The organism is Streptosporangium sp. NPDC023963 (assembly GCF_040639135.1).
Classification (GTDB): domain Bacteria; phylum Actinomycetota; class Actinomycetes; order Streptosporangiales; family Streptosporangiaceae; genus Streptosporangium.
Map to the genome: position 1 here is coordinate 215,010 of NZ_JBEZZK010000011.1, position 16,231 is coordinate 231,240.

General features: G+C 72.2%; 16 protein-coding genes. 9 read left to right on the forward strand and 7 right to left on the reverse strand.

From position 1 onward, the window contains the following. Positions 1–99: 99 nt before the first annotated feature. Entirely contained in the window at positions 100–1,089 is a 990-nt protein-coding gene (locus AB0F88_RS29265) for an AraC family transcriptional regulator (protein WP_362690969.1), read from the forward strand. A 160-nt stretch (positions 1,090–1,249) separates the two neighbouring features. Here the strand turns inward: AB0F88_RS29265 and AB0F88_RS29270 are convergent, their stop codons facing one another. Continuing rightward, positions 1,250–1,903, reverse strand: coding sequence for a TetR/AcrR family transcriptional regulator (locus tag AB0F88_RS29270; protein ID WP_362690972.1), 654 nt, complete (start codon positions 1,901–1,903; stop codon positions 1,250–1,252). Positions 1,904–2,248: 345 nt separating this feature from the next. On the opposite strand from AB0F88_RS29270, the gene AB0F88_RS29275 reads away from it, so the two are divergent. From AB0F88_RS29275 to AB0F88_RS29285, 3 genes are all read left to right on the forward strand, one after another. Next, positions 2,249–2,647: a VOC family protein gene (locus AB0F88_RS29275; RefSeq protein ID WP_362690975.1), complete on the forward strand. Its 399-nt coding sequence runs from the start codon at positions 2,249–2,251 to the stop codon at positions 2,645–2,647. Between the two features lie 70 nt (positions 2,648–2,717). Continuing rightward, positions 2,718–3,260: an anthrone oxygenase family protein gene (locus tag AB0F88_RS29280; RefSeq protein WP_362690978.1), complete on the forward strand. Its 543-nt coding sequence runs from the start codon at positions 2,718–2,720 to the stop codon at positions 3,258–3,260. A 77-nt stretch (positions 3,261–3,337) separates the two neighbouring features. Continuing rightward, complete coding sequence (locus tag AB0F88_RS29285) at positions 3,338–4,819, forward strand: cryptochrome/photolyase family protein (RefSeq protein WP_362690981.1); 1,482 nt, start codon at positions 3,338–3,340, stop codon at positions 4,817–4,819. Positions 4,820–4,934: 115 nt separating this feature from the next. Here the strand turns inward: AB0F88_RS29285 and AB0F88_RS29290 are convergent, their stop codons facing one another. After that, positions 4,935–5,729, reverse strand: coding sequence for a hypothetical protein (locus AB0F88_RS29290; RefSeq protein WP_362690984.1), 795 nt, complete (start codon positions 5,727–5,729; stop codon positions 4,935–4,937). A 196-nt stretch (positions 5,730–5,925) separates the two neighbouring features. Between AB0F88_RS29290 and AB0F88_RS29295 the strand changes: the two genes are divergently transcribed. The 3 genes from AB0F88_RS29295 to AB0F88_RS29305 are packed head-to-tail and all read left to right on the forward strand — an operon-like array spanning position 5,926 to position 7,534. After that, positions 5,926–6,357: a hypothetical protein gene (locus AB0F88_RS29295; protein ID WP_362690987.1), complete on the forward strand. Its 432-nt coding sequence runs from the start codon at positions 5,926–5,928 to the stop codon at positions 6,355–6,357. Positions 6,358–6,380: 23 nt separating this feature from the next. Then, positions 6,381–6,584 (forward strand): helix-turn-helix transcriptional regulator, encoded by a 204-nt coding sequence (locus tag AB0F88_RS29300; RefSeq protein WP_281048031.1) that lies wholly within the window; start codon positions 6,381–6,383, stop codon positions 6,582–6,584. Then, a complete protein-coding gene (locus AB0F88_RS29305) occupies positions 6,581–7,534 on the forward strand; it encodes an NAD(P)-dependent alcohol dehydrogenase (RefSeq protein WP_362690990.1) in 954 nt (317 codons plus the stop codon). Before AB0F88_RS29300 ends, AB0F88_RS29305 begins: the two co-directional genes overlap by 4 nt. A 223-nt stretch (positions 7,535–7,757) precedes the next feature. Here the strand turns inward: AB0F88_RS29305 and AB0F88_RS29310 are convergent, their stop codons facing one another. Next, positions 7,758–10,916, reverse strand: coding sequence for a BTAD domain-containing putative transcriptional regulator (locus tag AB0F88_RS29310; RefSeq protein WP_362690993.1), 3,159 nt, complete (start codon positions 10,914–10,916; stop codon positions 7,758–7,760). A 168-nt stretch (positions 10,917–11,084) separates the two neighbouring features. Between AB0F88_RS29310 and AB0F88_RS29315 the strand changes: the two genes are divergently transcribed. Further along, positions 11,085–11,567: a hypothetical protein gene (locus AB0F88_RS29315; RefSeq protein WP_362690996.1), complete on the forward strand. Its 483-nt coding sequence runs from the start codon at positions 11,085–11,087 to the stop codon at positions 11,565–11,567. A gap of 70 nt (positions 11,568–11,637) precedes the next feature. Here the strand turns inward: AB0F88_RS29315 and AB0F88_RS29320 are convergent, their stop codons facing one another. From AB0F88_RS29320 to AB0F88_RS29335, 4 genes are all read right to left on the reverse strand, one after another. Next, positions 11,638–12,573, reverse strand: a complete 936-nt coding sequence (locus AB0F88_RS29320) for an NADP-dependent oxidoreductase (RefSeq protein ID WP_362690999.1) — start codon at positions 12,571–12,573, stop codon at positions 11,638–11,640. A 114-nt stretch (positions 12,574–12,687) separates the two neighbouring features. Beyond that, positions 12,688–13,287: a TetR family transcriptional regulator gene (locus tag AB0F88_RS29325; RefSeq protein WP_362691002.1), complete on the reverse strand. Its 600-nt coding sequence runs from the start codon at positions 13,285–13,287 to the stop codon at positions 12,688–12,690. Continuing rightward, positions 13,287–13,712, reverse strand: coding sequence for a hypothetical protein (locus tag AB0F88_RS29330; RefSeq protein ID WP_362691004.1), 426 nt, complete (start codon positions 13,710–13,712; stop codon positions 13,287–13,289). The genes AB0F88_RS29325 and AB0F88_RS29330 overlap by 1 nt, the downstream gene beginning before the upstream one ends. Positions 13,713–13,810: 98 nt before the next feature. Beyond that, positions 13,811–14,932, reverse strand: a complete 1,122-nt coding sequence (locus AB0F88_RS29335) for an epoxide hydrolase family protein (protein WP_362691007.1) — start codon at positions 14,930–14,932, stop codon at positions 13,811–13,813. Positions 14,933–15,227: 295 nt separating this feature from the next. On the opposite strand from AB0F88_RS29335, the gene AB0F88_RS29340 reads away from it, so the two are divergent. Continuing rightward, a complete protein-coding gene (locus AB0F88_RS29340; RefSeq protein ID WP_362691010.1) occupies positions 15,228–16,193 on the forward strand; it encodes a YafY family protein in 966 nt (321 codons plus the stop codon). Positions 16,194–16,231 lie beyond the last annotated feature (38 nt).

Genomic DNA, 16,231 nt, shown 5'->3' on the forward strand with positions numbered 1-16,231 from the left:
CGGTAGACCATGTGGGAACCGGCTGTGCGCGACCTCGCGTCGCCGTACGCATGCGACGGCACGTGCGGACACGTACGGGCACAGAGGGTTGGAGTGTCGATGGGCGAGACGCGAGGGCCGCTCCCGTTAGGTAACAGGCCGGTCTTCGACACTGCGGACCTCGACGAGACCCGCGAGCTGGTGGGCCGGGTGTTCTGCCCCCACCGGCTGGAGCTCACCGGTGACGTCTCCGGGCTGGCCGCGCGGCTCAACTCGGTCCAGCTGGGCACCGTGCGGGTGAACTACCTGGACTACGGGACGGACGTCCGCATCGAGCCCGGGGAGCTCGAGTCCTTCTTCCTGGTGCAGATCCCGCTGGCCGGGCGCAGCCTGATCCGGTGCGGCGGCCAGGAGATCGTGTCGACGCCCGGCCTGGCGTCCCTGCCGTCGCCGTCGGAGTATCTCGACATGCGCTGGGGAGCCGGCTGCCCCCAGCTGATCGTCAAATTCGACCGGCCGGTCGTCGAGGACGCCCTGGAGCGGATGCTCGGGGAGCGGCTCGACCGCCCGATCGTCTTCGACCTGGGCATGGACATGACCGCCGGCTGGGCGCGGGCCTGGAAGTCGATGGCCGACCTGATCGTCATGGAGGCCGAGCACGGCGACGGGCTCGCCGCGCAGCCGCTGGCGATCGCCCACCTGGAGAACGCCATGCTCTCCTCCCTGCTCACCGGGCAGCCGTCCAACTACCTGGAACGGCTGACCGCCCCCCGGCCGCCCGCCCTGCCCAAGGTGGTGCGCCGGGCGATGCGGTACATCGACGACCACGCCCACCTGTCGCTCACGACCGACGACGTCGCGCGCGCCGTGGCGGTCAGCGGCCGCTCGCTCCAGGAGGGTTTCCGCCGCCATCTCGGCCTGACCCCGATGACCTATCTCAGGGACGTGCGCCTGGGCAGGGTGCACGACGAGCTGGCGGCCGGAGATCCGGCCAGGTGCACCGTGACGAACGTGGCGGCCCAGTGGGGCTTCCCGCACCAGGGGCGCTTCGCCGCCCTCTACCGCGCGCGGTACGGCCAGGCGCCGTCGCAGACGCTGCGCGGCAACTGACCGCACCCGGCCGACCGCCCGCACCGCCCGCACCCGCCTCCGCTGGGGAGCGGACTCCAGGTGGCCATCCGGTGCGTCACGCGTCCGGGGACACCTGCCCTGACCGGTACGCGTAGATCGCGGCCTGGACACGTGAGCACCTTCCGCGGAGCCGGGGTGTTCAGACGATGGCGTAGTGGCCGAGGGAGGGTTCGAGCAGTTCGAAGGCGAGGGATGCCTCCGCATCGACGATCTCGGCGATCTCGTCGTCGGGGCGGCCGGCCAGGGTGAGGTCCTGGATGCGCTGGAACAGGATGCGGTGGACGGTGCCGAGCAGTCCGGCGGCGGTGCGGACGGTGATGTCGTCTTGTGGTGCGCCGACCGCTGCGGCGAGAGCCTGGGTCAGGGCGTGTTCGCGCCGGTCGTGCAGGCCGCGCAGGCAGGCCGAGAGGGTGGGGCTGTCGGCGATCATGCGGGCGAAGGCGTGGCCGGAGAACCCGGCGACCGGATCTGCGGCCGCCGTGGCGTCGGCGAAAGCGCGGCGTAGTGCCGCCAGGGCGGACTCGCTGGGCCGACGGTTGGTCACGGTGTGGGCCAGGGAGGCGATGAAGGCGTCCTGGTGGTCCAGAGCCAGGTCTTCCTTGCGGGGGAAGTAGTTGGTGACGGTCTTCTTGGCGACCCGGGCAGCGGTGGCGATCTCGGCGATGGTGGTCTGTTCGAAGCCCTGGGCGATGAACAGGCGGGTGGCGTGGTCGGAGATGAGCTGCCTCGTCTCCTGCTTCTTGGAGTCGCGCAAGCCAGTGAGCTGGGCAGACGATGCGGTATCGGTGGCCATGACGCAATCTTACCCTCGTGGCATTTTTATGTTGACATCCAGAGTGCTACTGAAGTAAGTTTACGTCCATCGTAAGTTTGCGTCGATGAGCGAAAGAGAGCGCCCATACCCGAACCCATAGCACCTCAGCCGACATCCTCGCCATCAACCTCGGATCGCAAAGGTCCTGATCGGAGGGGGCCGCCGCCCCGAACTCCTCCTCGCGCCGCGGTGACAGCGATCGCCCGCCCGTAACCCGCCGCGCCGCGGCGGCCACCGACCCGCTCTCGCCGCCGCGCCGACGACCACGTCCGATCGCCTCGCCGACCGGCCGACGACAAACCCCGACCAACAAGGAGCACCCCCTTGCAGATCACCGCGTCAACCGTCTCGCTCACCGTCGACGACCTTGCCGCGTCCCAGCGGTTCTTCACCACCCACCTCGGCTACGTCGAGCAGGCTGCCGCCGACGGATTCGCCTCTATGTCGCGTGACGACGCGGCAGTGGACGTCGTCCTGCTCGCACGCGGCACCGAGGTGCTGCCGGCCGACCAGCGCGACCAGCGCGCCACCGGCCTTATCCTCGCCTTCACCATCGCCGACGTCGCCGACGAGGAGAAGCGGCTGCGCGCCGCAGGCGTCGAGATCACCATGCCGCTGCGCGAGGAGCCCTGGGGAGAGCGCCTCTTCCAGGTCACCGACCCCAACGGTGTGATCGTGCAGTTCGTCGAATGGGCGGTCCCCGCCGGAACCGAGCACGCCTGATCCCCGCCCCGCCGGTCCTCACCATCAGCCTCAGGAAGCGAGCGCATCCATCAAACTTCTGCAAGCCGTCGTGCTCCTGGCCTCCACCGTGACCACCGGCCTGATGGCCGGACTGTTCGCCGGCTTCGCCTACTCGGTCATGCCCGGTCTGGGCCGGTCCTCCGACCGCACCCTGGTCGAGGCGATGCAGAACATCAACAAGGCCATCGTCAACCCCACGTTCATACTCCCTTTCATGGGCTCGATCCCCCTGCTGGCCCTGGCCGCCGTCCTGGCCTGGCGCGACCACAGCCGGTCCGCCCTTCCCTGGATCGTCGCCGCGCTGCTGCTGTACCTGGTGGCCTTCGGCATCACCGGCGCAGTCAACGTCCCGCTCAACGACCAACTGGCCAAGGTCACCTCACTGCGCGACGGCGACGCCCTGGCCATGGCCCGCGAGCACTTCGAGAACCGGTGGGTCACCTGGAACCTCGTCCGCGCGCTACTGCACACCGCCGCGTTCGGATGTCTGGCCTGGGTCCTGATCGCCCACGGCGCCGCCCAGATCCACCCCGACCCCGGCCGGGGACAACCGGCCGTCCCCGGGCACCACCTGTCGACCGACACGCGGTAACCGTGACCGAGGTAGCGCACGCGGCTCGACCAGCGAGGCGCGAGGAAAGCGGCGCGCCGAGCCGCCAAGATGGCGGCATGGGGGAACATGGCAGGCGATGGCTCTTCGCCGATCAGCTCGGGGACCACTTCCTCGACTCCGACGACCAGCCGGTGCTGCTGGTCGAGGCCAGGTCGGCGCTGCGGCGGCGGCGCTACCACCGGCAGAAGGCGCACCTGGTGCTCTCGGCGCTGCGGCACCGGGCGGCCGAGCTGGGCGACCGCGCGCTGTTCCTGCGGACCGAGACCTTTTCCGAGGCGCTCGGCCGCGCCGGCGGCCGGGTCACCGTCTGCGGGCCCACCAGCCACGCGGCCGACGCGTTCGTCCGGGGCCGCGCCGAGGTGACCGTCCTGCCCTCGCGCGGGTTCACCAGCACCGCGGAGGAGTTCGCCACCTGGGCCAAGAGCAGGGACGGCCATCGGCTGCTCATGGAGGACTTCTACCGCGACGCCCGGCGCCGCCTGGACGTGCTCATGGACGGCGACGAACCCGCCGGCGGCCGGTGGAACCTCGACGCGGACAACCGCGAGCCGCCGCCCGCCGGAGGGCTGGACGTGCCCGGCCCGTGGACGGCCGAGGAGGACGAGATCGACGAGCGGGTGCGCCACGACCTCGACCGGTGGGAACGCGACGGCGAGGTGTCCTTCGTCGGGCGCGACGGCCCGCGCATGTTCCCCGCCACCGCCGCGGAGGCCCGCAGCGCGCTGCGGCGCTTCGTCGGTCACCGGCTGCCCGCCTTCGGACCGCACCAGGACGCGATGCTCGCCGGCGACCCGTTCATGGCACACAGCATGCTCTCGCCCGCCATCAACCTCGGGCTGCTCGACCCCATGACGTGCGTGCGGGCCGCCGAGGCCGCCTACCGGGCGGGCCACGCCCCGCTCGCGAGCGTCGAGGGGTACGTGCGGCAGCTCATCGGCTGGCGCGACTACATCTGGCACCTGTACTGGTACTTCGGCGAGGACTACCGCGACCTCAACCGGCTGTCGGCCCGCGTGGCGCCGCCCGCCTGGTTCGAGGAGCTGGACGCCGGCGCCGTCGAGGCGCGCTGCCTGTCGTGGGCGCTTGCCCAGGTGCACGACACCGGGTTCACCCACCACATCGTCCGGCTGATGGTGCTCGGGAACTTCGCGCTCCAGCGGGGGTACGACCCCGCGCGGCTGACCGACTGGTTCCACCGCTGCTTCGTCGACGGGTACGAGTGGGTGATGGTGCCCAACGTGGTCGGCATGTCGCAGCACGCCGACGGCGGCATGCTGGCGACCAAACCGTACGCGGCCGGGGGCGCGTACATCAACCGCATGAGCGACTTCTGCGGGCACTGCCGCTACCGGCCCTCGCGGCGGACCGGCGAGGAGGCCTGCCCGTTCACCGCGGGCTACTGGTGGTTCTTCGCCCGCAACCAGGAGTGGCTGGCCGCCAACCCGCGCACGGCCCGCGGCGTGCACGGCATGCGGCGGCTCGACGACCTGGACGAGGTGTGCGCCCAGGAGGCCGCACGCGGCGACGCGCCCCCCTGACCACGGCCCGCCAGGCGAAGCCGGCGACACGGCGACGGCGGTCACCGGCATGGCCGGCCACGGTGTCACCGTGGCCGGCTCGTCCCATGGCGACGGCGCCGCCGTCAGGCCGCTGTCAAAGCCCGTCCTTGTCCTCGAGCTTGGTCGTCACCTTGTTCGCGGGCGGCGCCTTGATGGAGACCCTGCCGCCCCAGCCGGTGAAGCGGGTCTCGACGCTGATCGTCTTGCCCTCCCACCCGGCGCTGTCGAAGATGCCGGTGACGGGAAAGGACGTGGTCAGGCGCTGCGGCAGGCGGTTCCTGTCCACGGTGAGCCTGAACGTCACCACGGTCTTGTCGCTCGACCGGAGCGGCAGGGTGGCGCGGAACCAGGGCGAGACCTTGGCGAGCCTGCCGAAGGTGGTGGTACCGCTGTAGGTGGTACGGGTCTTCTTGGCGCCCTTGAGCAGGCTGGTGAGGGTCGCCGGCTCGGCGACGTTCACCAGCTGGCTGAACCAGCCGTCCACGTCGCCCGTCATGCCGTCCGGGTCCTTGTACCAGCTCTTGCCCCGGGGCATCTTGTCGCGGTAGGTGCCGCCCTGGGAGTAACTCGTGGTGCCGATCCGGATCGTCCGTGCGGGGACGGGCGGGTTGACGCGATCGTCGGCCGGGCCGGCGTCCTTCGAAGTGATGTCGGAGGCGACGATCCCGCCTCGGCCGAACTGGAAGGAACCGGTGCGCTGCAGGTAGGGCTTACCCTCGCCATCTTCGATCATGGTGGTCCGGTCGGTGAACCTCACCCCCTTGCCCGGGACGAACTGGCTCTTCAACGCCTTGACCGGGTCGGCGGGGGCGGCCTGGGCCTGGGCCGGTGCCCCGGTCATGAGCGCGACGGCGGTGGCCGCGGAGACGCTCGCGATCATTCGCTTCATAGGGGTTCCTCGATAGTCCGGGACGGAAGGGGAATCCTTCCCGATCTTGATCACGGATGTGTCTCACCCCTCTTCGGGCGGCTGGATGACGGTGCCGGGACTGAGCCCGGGCCCGGCCGTGTAAATAAACTTTGACATGGTGTCTGGGGCGCTTTACATTGATTGATGTCAGCTTTGTTTTACATGAGGGGCGGGCATGGCCTTCGAGGAAAAGCGCGCCTGGGTGATGATCGTGGTCTCCGTCGGTGCGTACGCGATCTACGTGGCGATCGTCCTGGGCCGGGCCGGCGACGGTCCGCTCGCCGACGTCGCCTACGCGGGAACCCTGCTGTGGACCATCGGTGGCGCCATCGTCGCCGCGATGGTGGCCCACATCGCGATGGCCGTCGCGGGCGGCCACGGCGCCGACCGCACCGACGAGCGCGACCGTGAGATCAACCAGGTCAGTGAGCGCATCGGGCAGTCGATCGTCATCATCGGCGCGCTCGCCGCACTGGTCATGGCCATCGCCGAGCTGCGCCACTTCTGGATCGCCAACGCCGTCTACCTGGCGTTCGTGCTGTCCTCGGTGCTCAGCTCGTTCGCCAAGATCATGGCGTACCGCAAGGGCGGCTTCCAGACGTGGTGAAGCCGACGCGGGTCACCAACGCGATCCGGGCACTGCGGTTCGCGCACGACGAGATGACCCAGGCCGAGCTGGCCGACCGGGTCGGCGTCACCCGCCAGACCATCATCGCGATCGAACAGGGTCGCTATTCCCCCTCACTGGAGATGGCGTTCCGCATCGCCCGGGTGTTCCGGGTCGGACTCGACGACGTCTTCCAGTACCCCGACACCGAAGGAGACCCCTCATGAGGGCGATCGTCCAGGACGAGTACGGCCCGCCGCGCACGCTGAGCCTCGGCGAGGTCCCGGTCCCGGCGCCCGGCGCCGGCGACGTGCTGATCCGGGTGCACGCGGCCGGCGTCGACTACGGCGTGTGGCACGTCATGACCGGGCTGCCGCTCGTCGGCCGCCTCGGCTTCGGCCTGCGCCGGCCCCGCAACCGCGTGCCGGGCATGGACGTGGCCGGCGTCGTGGAGTCCGTCGGCGCCGACGTGACCGCGTTTCGCCCCGGCGACGAGGTGTACGGCCAGGCGACCGGCGCGTACGCGCAGTTCGCGCTCGCCCGCCCGGGCAAGCTCGCCCGCAAGCCCGCCAACCTGAGCTTCACCGAAGCGGCGGCCGTACCCGTGTCAGGGGTGACCGCGTTACGGGCCGTCGGCCAGGTCACCGCCGGGGAGAAGGTGCTGGTCATCGGCGCCGGCGGCGGAGTGGGCAGCTTCGCGACGCAACTCGCGGTCGCCGGCGGCGCCCACGTCACCGCCGTGTGCAGCACGGCCAAGGCCGGCCTCGTCCGGTCGCTGGGCGCCCAGGCCGTCATCGACTACACGCGCGAGCCGCTCACCGGGACCTACGATCTGATCATCGACATCGCGGGCATCCGGCCGCTGCCCCTGCTGCGCGGGCTGCTCACCGAGCGCGGCCGGCTCGCCATCGTCGGCGGCGAGGGCGGCGGCCGGTGGTTCGGCGGGATCAGCCGGCTGCTCGCCGCCCGGCTGACCACCCCGTTCACGCGCCAGCGCCTGGACGCGCAGATCGCGCTGACCCGCACCGCCGACCTGGACGCGCTGCGCGACCTCATCGAGGCCGGGACCATACGACCGGCCGTCGGGCGCACGTACCCCCTGGCGGAGGCCTCCACCGCGGTGGGGGACCTGGCGGCGGGCAACGCGCCGGGAAAGCTCGTCATCACGATTGACTGACCCCGGGGCGCCGGGATCGATGTGCCACAGGATCGACGCCTTTCGGGCCCATGACATGTTTCTCGCCGGTACCCCGACGTCGTCCGGGAGCCGTACGCCGCCGCGGACCAGGCCCGGGCCGACGTCGGCGAGGACGAGCTCGGCTCAACGCGGGCGCCGGCACCCGGCGGCGTGAAGACGACGGCCGCGTGCGCACCATCCGTCCTTGAAGACGGTGGAACCTTCATCCGAGGGCGCGGGCCAGGGACTCGGCTCTGCGGTGGTCGTACGGTGCGGCCAGGCGTTCGGCGGTCGCCATCGCCTGCTCGGCCGCCCGCCTGGCCTGCCTTCGCCCGCCCAGGGAGGTCAGGATCAACGCGAGGGCCCAGCCGATCCGGGCGGCGGCGCCGGGGTTGCGGGCGGCGTACCGGGAGAGGTGCCCGAGCAGGAGGGGGGCCACGGCCCGGTCCTGCCCCGCGTCCCCGAGCAGCTCGGCGAGGCCGGTCCAGCACTCCAGCATGCCGGGTTGCACCGTCGGCAGCCGCTCGGCCAGCGTCAGCGCCTCGGCCAGCGCCGCGGGCGCCCGCGCCGGGTCCAGGCGGGCCGCGATGGTGAGCAGGCGCAGCTCCTGGATCGTGCGGCTCGCCGGGCTGTCGCGCAGACCGATCTCCTTCGCGTGCGTGCGCCGCCGCTCGTGCGAGGCGCGGGCGGCCGCCAGCAGCTCCCGGATCCGCTCCGCCGGCACCCCGTCCAGGCGCAACAGCGCTTCGGCCCGGCCGGTCAGGCACCAGTGGCGGCCGATGTCGTCCCCGCCCACCCGCGCGACCGCCAGCTCCTCCGTCTCCGCGTACCCGGTGGCCGCCGCGGCGAACTCGCCCTGCCACAGCGCGGTCTCGGCGAGCATGCCGGCGCAGTTCTCGGCCACCCGCGGGTCGATGGTCCGCGACCGTCCCTCCGTGAACGACCGCCTGGCGTCCTCGAAACGGCCCGCGTGGAGCAGGTCGATCCCGCGGGCCAGCCGGGCCCGGTGCACGGCCTCGTCCGGGTGCCCGACGCCGGAGAGTTCCCGGTCGGCGAGGCCGCCGTAGCGGGTGGCGATCCGGTGGAGACCGGCCAGGCGGGCGATGGTGGCGAAGTTCGCGTAGGACTCGGCGCGCAGGCCTGGCTCGGTGCCGCGGTCGGCGGCGTTGAGCTGGCGCAGCGAGGTCACCAGCATCACGGGGAGGTCCTGCCGGTGGTAGGCGAGCCGGGCGAGCAAGGTCAGCGCCTGCGCGGCCTCGGCCTCGTCCGTACGGGGTGCGGGGAGGAGGCGGCGGGCGGCCGTGACCGGCAGGAGGCGGTGGGCGGCCTGGCGGGTGGCGGCGGTCAGGAGAGCGGTCGCGAGGCCGGCGGGGGTGGTGGGGAGCGGCGCGCCGAGCGTGTCGAGGGCGGCGCGGGCCAGGCGGGTGGCGGCGCGTTCCCTGGCGAGCTGGTGGGAGCTCACCGCGGCCATCCGGAGCAGGCGGGCCCGCAGGAGCGGGTCCTCCGGAGGGCGGTCGAGGCGTTCGCGGACGATCGCCACCGACTCCTCGTACAGGCGCAGTCGCAGGCACAACGTCCAGTAGTGGTCCAGGAAGCGCGGCTGCCCGGACACCCGCCAGGCCAGGCGGATGTTGTCCATCTCGGCGCCGAGCACGCGGACGACCTCGGCGTCCGAGCCGTCCTGGAGCGCGGTGGCGTGCCGGTCGAGGAGACGGGCGTAATGGCGGGCGTGCCGTTCGCGTACCCCCGGGTCCTCCGAACGGGCGGCGGCGAGCTGCTGGATGACAGGGTGGAGGGTGTAGCGGCCGGACGAGGTGAGCCGCAGCATGCTGTGGTCGACCAGGTGGACCAGCACCTCGGGGCCGGTTCCGGCGACCTCCAGGGCCGCGCGCAGGGTGGCGCCGCCGCCGAACACCGACAACGCCGCCAGCGCCTCCCGCCTCGCCGGGTCGAGCAGCCGCCAGGACGTCTCGAAGACCGTACGCATGCTCGCGTGCCTGGACCGTGCGGCGGGCCCGGCCGTGGAGAGCAGCTCCGTGTCCACGCCGAGGCGTTCGGCCAGGTCGGCGCACGGCACGGCACGCAGCAGGCCGGCCGCCAGCTCGATCGCCAACGGCAGCCCGCCGGTCGCGGCGCAGATCGCGGCCACCAGCGGGGCCTCGCGCTCGGGGTCGAACCCCGGCCGGGCCCTGAGCGCCCGCGCGACGAACAACGCCTCGGCGGCCGGCCCGGCGAGCCCCTCCACCGGGACGAGCACCTGCCCGGGCACGTCCAGCCGCCGCCGGCTGGTCGCCAGCACCCGCAGGCCCGGCGCCAGCCGCAGGATCTCCGCGATCACCCCGTCGAAGGACGGCAGATGTTCGAGATTGTCGAGCACCAGCAGCGCCGAGCGACCGGCGAGGGCGGCGAGCAGCAGCTCGGCGGCGGGCCGCGGCGGCGAGAGGTCCACGCCGAGCCGGCGCGCGAGCGTCGTCACGGCCGCCTCCGCCCGTACCCCGGCGAAAGACACGAACGCGGCGTCCCGGTCCCCGGCCTCCGCCGCGGCGATGGCCAGGCGGGTCTTGCCGATGCCGCCCGGGCCCGACAGGGTGATCAGGCGTTCCCGGGACAGCAGGGCACGCAGGCGGCGAATGTCGGACTCGCGGCCGACCAGCTCCGACCCGGGGACCGGCGGGGCGGCCCGGCGGGCGGTCGCGGGCCGGGGCGTGAGGTCCCGGCGGAGCGCGCGGGTCTCGGGTGCGGGATCGACGCCCAGCTCGCGCGCCAGCCGCAGGCGCAGCTCCTCGTAGCAGGCCAGGGCCGCGGCCCGGTTCCCGGTCCTGGCCAGAGAGGCGATCAGCACCCGGTGGGCCTCCTCGTCGTACGGGTCCAGCTCCGTCACGATCCTGGCCAGCCGTACGACGTGTTCGGAGGCGGCGGGCCCGGCGCGTACGAGCAGCTCGCGCAGCACCAGCCGGGCCCGCCGCCGCTCGCACTCCAGCCACCCGGCGAACGCGGGCGCGTCCCCGAAGGAGAGACCGTCGAGGAACTCCCCGCGCCACAACCGGAGCGCCCCCGCCACCGTCGGGTCCCGGGTGAGCTGCCGGTAATCCACGAAACAACCGTCGTCGGCGCGGAAGGCGACGTGGTCGCGGGTGATGTCGAGCCAGCCGCCCACGTCCCTGCGCAGCTCCGACAGCGCCAGCCGCAGGCTGCCCCTGGCGTTGGCGTCGGGGCGCTCGCCCCACAAAAGCCCCGCGAGCTCGGCCCGCGAGCGCGCCCCCGGCGCGGTGGCGAGGTAGCACAGGAGCGCCCGGCTCTTGGCGGAACGGATCCGCACCGGCCTTCCCCCGACAGCCAGTTCGGGCGTGCCGAGCAGCAGCAGGCTGAAGGACTCTCCCATACGAGGACAGTAGGCGCGGGCCTTTCGCCCGGCTGTGTCAGAAGGCGCGGAGACCGCGTGCCCTATGCCGTTGACCTGTGGTCTAACGATGTGCTCACGCTGCGTCCGCGACTCTGATGCCACGTTTCGCGACGGTCGCGAAACGTCAGCGTCTCCAGGAGGAGCAGCATGCATTCTCGTAAGGTGATCGCCGCACTCGCCCTGGCCGGAGGTCTGGTGGCGCCGGTGGCGCTGGCCGCGACCCCGGCGGCCGCCATGGCCGGCTCGTGCCGCGTGGAACTGTACGACATCGACGCCGGCAACGTGGCCGACCGGGACGGCCGGGACGAGGTCCGGTTCCTGGTCGGCGGGAACCTGTTCCCCAGGCTCAACGCCAACTACTTCGGCATGAACGCCGGTGGCGACGGGGATCCCGGCGACTTCGAGGACCCGACCTCGATCATCCTGAACACCCAGGACGTGGTCTTCGACCTGCGCGAGACCGACGGCCCGGTCTGGGGACGGGGCGACTCGCTCGGCACGGTGACCGCTTCCGGCAGCACGTGCGCCGGGCTCGCCACGGGCGCCAGCACGATCATCGCGGACACCCTCACCGGGACCGAGCAGACGGCGTACTCGTACGTGGTCCGCCTTGAGATGACCGCTCTGTAACCGCCCTCGGAGCTGGAGCCGCGCTGCCGCCGCGGGGCAGCGCGGCAGGAGCGTCGGCGGTGAGGATCGGTCAGCCGAACCGCAGGACGAACCGCCCGCGAACGCCGCGCCGCTCGAGCGAGCGATGCGCGTCGGCGGCTCGGGAGGCGGGCAGTTCGCCGGCCACGCGGACGGTGAGCCGTCCTTCACCGGCGAGTTCGGCGAGCCGGTCGAGCTCGGCCGCGGCCTCGACGTAGTCGCGGACGAAGATCGGGGCGACGCGGACCCGGCCGGTCCCGTCGCCCCGGTAACCGCGGACGGTGACGACGGTGCCGCCGTCCTTGACGGCAGGGAGCACGGCGGCCTCCAGCACGGCGGCGTCGACGAGCCCGTCGACGCCGCCCGGGTGGTGGCGGCGGACCGTTGTGGCGAAGTCGTCCCCCCGCGGCACGATCTCGTCGGCTCCGCACTCGCGGACGAAGGTCTCGTCCTGCCGGGCGGCGTCGGCGACGACGACCAGCCCGGCCTGCTTGGCGAGCTGGACGAAATACCCGCCGACGGCGCCGGCGGCGCCGGTGACGGCGACCGTCGCGCCGGCCGGGAGCGCCAGCGTGTCGAGTGCGAGCCGGGCGGTGAGCCCGTTCATCGGGATGGTGGCGGCCTGAACGTCCGAGAGCCCGGCCGGGATCTTCGCGACCGAGCGTGCCGGGATGACGAGGTCCGCCCGGTAGCCGCCGTGCGCACCTGAGGGCACCACGATGGCCATGACGGCGTCCCCGATCGCGAACGGGCGGTCGACGGCGGGGCCGATCTCGGTGATCACGCCGGCGACCTCCATGCCCGGCACCCGCACCGCGTCCGCCTCATCCTGCCGCGGACGAGAAAGGATCATCGTGTCGGCCGGGTTCACCGTGGCGCCGCTCACCCGGATCCTGACCTGACCGGGACCGATCGGTTCGGCCGCCAGGTCGAACTCGCCGAGAGCGTCCGGTCCGCCTGGCCGCGTCACTCCGATTGCTTGAACCATGGCCGTGCGTCACTCCTTGTTCGTTGCCTTCGTTGCCTTCGTTGCCGCCTGGGTGGCGATGGGCAGGGCCGGCCGCGCCGCTGACGAGTCGCGGCGTGTGCTCGACCGGTTCGGCTACGGCGATGCGGGGGCGTGAAGACCTTCGAGCAGCAGGCTGCACACCTCGTCGAGTTCGGCGCCGATGCCGGGGTTCTGCCATTCGGCCGCGTGGGCGAGGTGGTTGAACTTGGCGGTGGCGTTGAAGACCACGCGGGCGGTGGCCTCCGCGTCGTCGGTGCGGAGGCTGCCGTCGGCGGCGCCGTCGGCGACGATGGCCGCCAGCTGGCCCAGGAGGTCGGCGACGTGGCCGGTGGCGACACCGCTGTGCGCGGCCGCGAGGATTCCGTAGGCGGCGAACAGCTCCGGGTCCTCGCGAATCTTGGCCTGCTTCACGGCCAGGACGGCGTGCAGCCAGGTACGCAGTCGCTGCACCGGCGGGACCGCGCTGTCGGCGGCGATGACGGCGAGGGCGTCGCGGTTGCGGTCGAGCCAGCGCCGGGTCACGGCCTCGCGCAGCGCCTGCTTGGAGGGGAAGTGCCTGTAGACGGCGGCGTGGCTGACCCCGAGTGCCCGGGCGACGTCGACGACGGTTGCCTTGTCCGGTCCGTGGCGGCGCAGGATCTCCTCGGTGGCCGCCAGGATGGCGTTCGCGTCCAGCGGGGTCCGGGCGGGCATCAGCGCCTGCCGCCCGTTCGCTCGCTGTCCGGCGGCGCGAGCGGGGCGGGGGCCTCGGCGCCGACCCCGGACGGCCCGATGCCGCGCACGTGGCCCTTCCGCACCATCTCGGCGCCGGACATGCCTGCACAACCGAGCCCGACCGCCCCCGCGCGGACGCCTGCGCCGAGTGTTCTCTGCTCCATACGGGAAACGCTAAGCGAGTTGGTAACAGATGTCAAAATTTGTAACTTGATACCTCGGCCGTCACGGGTCCAGAGTGTGGCGGCCTCTTCGAGTTCGTTGCCCGCGAGCCCTGCGTTCTCAGCGGTCACCTGCCGCCCGGCGGAAACGACCTCACCGGCGGTGAGGTCGTCCCGGTGAAGGCGTCCGAATCCGTTGGCCTGGAGAAGGTTGGCCTGGAGAAGCCCGCCGACATCCTGCACGCCGAGGTCGGCCGAGCGGACCCTCGGCACTGAAAACGGTCGTGAGCTCCAGTCAACGGGAGGCCGGCAGCGGCGCGAGGGGCTTGGTGGCCGGGTGTTCAGCGGACGGTACGGAAGAAGGCGCGCACCTCGTCCACGAACAAGTCGGGAACCTCAAGCGCGGCGAAGTGCCCGCCGCGGTCGTATTCGGTCCAGCGGGTGATGTTGTTGAACGGTTCGGCGAAGGGACGGATCGCGATGTCCTCGGCGAAGCCGGCCACACCGGTGGGCACCTGGGAAGGCGTGGGCCAGTTGCCGGTGTGCATGGACTCGTAGTACATCTGAGCCGAGGACGTGCCGGTGTTGGTCAGCCAGTAGATCATCGCGTGGGTGATGACGTGGTCGGCTCCGATCGAGCCCGCGGGGTGGGCCCAGTCGTGGAACTTCTCGCCGATCCAGGCGAGCTGGCCGACCGGGGAGTCGGCCAGGCCGAAGCCGAGCGTGTGCGGGCGGGTGGCCTGGATCTGGAAGTAGCCGTTGCCGTCGGAGAGGAACCGGTTCATCCGGTCGAGCCTGGCCTGCTCGGCGTCGGTGAGCACCGTGTCCGCGGGCACGTCGCCGAGCGGGATGAACCCGACGGTGGCCGCGTTGACGTGCACGCCGGCGACGTGTTCGGGGTCCACCCGTCCGAGGTCCGGCGCGATGATCGCGCCGAAGTCGCCGCCTTGTGCCCCGTACCTGTCGTAGCCGAGCCGGGCCATCAGCTCGGCGTAGGCGGTGGCGATGCGACGCGAGTCCCAGCCCGCCTCGGCCGGCCCGGTGAACCCGAAGTTCGGGTGCGAGGGGATCACGAGGTGGAAGGCGTCGGCCGGGTCGTCGGGGTCGGTCAGCGGCTCGATCACGTCCAGGAATTCCGCGATCGACCCGGGCCAGCCGTGCGAGACGATCAGCGGGAACGCCTGCGGGTGGGGTGAGCGGACGTGCAGGAAGTGCAGGTCCAGCCCGTCGATCCGGGTGGTGAACTGCGGGTGCCGGTTGAGCCGCTTCTCCGTCGCGCGCCAGTCGTATGTCGTGCTCCAGTACTCGGTCAGCTCCTTCAGGTGATCCAGCGGCACGCCGCGGCTCCAGCCGACGTCCGGAATCTGGCCGGGCCAGCGGACGGAGGACAGGCGCCGCCGCAGGTCGTCCAGCTCGGATTGCGGGATGTGGATCTGGAACGGCTTGACGTCGCTGTTCAACACACGACTCCTCTACGTCGGCACGAAGCGCTCGGCCGCGTGCGTGGGGTGGTGCCCTGGCTGGGCGTGTTCACGTCGCAGGGCCCGGTCACGGGACCGCCCGAGGATCCACGAGCCGGTGTTGCGGGCGAAGGATCCGCCTGCACCGCGCCGGCCGGCCTCTGCTCCGGTCAGCGGCGGTCACTGAGACGAGTCCGGTCGGCGGTCACTGAGACGAGTCCGGTCAGCGACGGTCACTGAGGCAAGCATGTCAGCCAAGGAGGTCAGTTACCGTCCTCGTTGCGATACACAATGGGGCATGCTCGAAACGTCCGCCCGGTTGCTCCGGTTGTTGTCGTTGTTGCAGCAGCGCCGGGACTGGACCGGTCCGCAGCTGGCCGAGCGGCTGGGGGTGACGGTGCGCACCGTGCGCCGTGACGTCGATCGGCTGCGCGAGCTCGGCTATCCGGTGCACGCCACGATCGGGAACGTCGGCGGATACCGGCTGGGAGCCGGGGCCGCCATGCCGCCGCTGCTGCTCGACGACGAGGAGGCCGTCGCGGTCGCGGTGGGGTTGCGCACCGCGGTCAACGCCGCGGTGGCCGGGATCGAGGAGACGTCGGTACGGGTTCTGGCGAAACTGGAACAGATCCTGCCTCCCCGGCTGCGATATCGGGTCTCGACGCTGGACGCGGCCATCGTGGCCCAGCACCGGCCGGGCGCGGTCGTCTCGCCCGAGGCACTGAGCACGATCGCCGCGGCCTGCCGCGACCACCGGCGGCTGCGCATGGACTACCGCGGCCATGACGGCACCGAGAGCGCCCGCACGGTCGAGCCGCACAAGCTCGTCCACGCCGGGCGCCGCTGGTACCTGGTGGCCTACGACCTCGACCGGGCGGACTGGCGGACCTTCCGGGTCGACCGGCTGCGGCCCCGGACCCCGGCCGGCCCCCGGTTCAGCCCCCGCGAGCCGCCCGCCGACGACATCGGCGAGTACGCGTCCTGGGCCGTGGGCGTCGGCCGATATCGCCACCGGGCGCGGTTCACCATGTACGCCCCGGCGGCACGGGTGGCCGAACGGGTATCGGCCGAAACAGGGGTGATCGAAGCGGTCGACGAGCGCAGCTGCACTCTGTGGGTCGGCTCGAACTCCCTCGACGGGCTCGCCCTGCACGTGACCCTGCTCGGCTTCGACTTCACCGTCCACGAACCGGCCGAGCTCGTCGAGCGCTTCGGAACGCTGCACGCGCGCATCGGCCACGCGCTCGGCCCACCTGCCGGATGAGCGACCCCCACGCCCGGTGATCGTCCCGCACGGCCCTC

Bases quoted from the DNA above. Each gene is read 5' to 3' on its own strand.
- AB0F88_RS29265 (WP_362690969.1), top strand. From the start codon at position 100: ATGGGCGAGACGCGAGGGCCGCTCCCGTTAGGTAACAGGCCGGTCTTC.
- AB0F88_RS29290 (WP_362690984.1), bottom strand. From the start codon at position 5,729: ATGAAGCGAATGATCGCGAGCGTCTCCGCGGCCACCGCCGTCGCGCTC.
- AB0F88_RS29285 (WP_362690981.1), top strand. From the start codon at position 3,338: ATGGGGGAACATGGCAGGCGATGGCTCTTCGCCGATCAGCTCGGGGAC.
- AB0F88_RS29315 (WP_362690996.1), top strand. From the start codon at position 11,085: ATGCATTCTCGTAAGGTGATCGCCGCACTCGCCCTGGCCGGAGGTCTG.
- AB0F88_RS29310 (WP_362690993.1), bottom strand. From the start codon at position 10,916: ATGGGAGAGTCCTTCAGCCTGCTGCTGCTCGGCACGCCCGAACTGGCT.
- AB0F88_RS29340 (WP_362691010.1), top strand. From the start codon at position 15,228: ATGCTCGAAACGTCCGCCCGGTTGCTCCGGTTGTTGTCGTTGTTGCAG.
- AB0F88_RS29305 (WP_362690990.1), top strand. From the start codon at position 6,581: ATGAGGGCGATCGTCCAGGACGAGTACGGCCCGCCGCGCACGCTGAGC.
- AB0F88_RS29270 (WP_362690972.1), bottom strand. From the start codon at position 1,903: ATGGCCACCGATACCGCATCGTCTGCCCAGCTCACTGGCTTGCGCGAC.
- AB0F88_RS29320 (WP_362690999.1), bottom strand. From the start codon at position 12,573: ATGGTTCAAGCAATCGGAGTGACGCGGCCAGGCGGACCGGACGCTCTC.
- AB0F88_RS29295 (WP_362690987.1), top strand. From the start codon at position 5,926: ATGGCCTTCGAGGAAAAGCGCGCCTGGGTGATGATCGTGGTCTCCGTC.
- AB0F88_RS29325 (WP_362691002.1), bottom strand. From the start codon at position 13,287: ATGCCCGCCCGGACCCCGCTGGACGCGAACGCCATCCTGGCGGCCACC.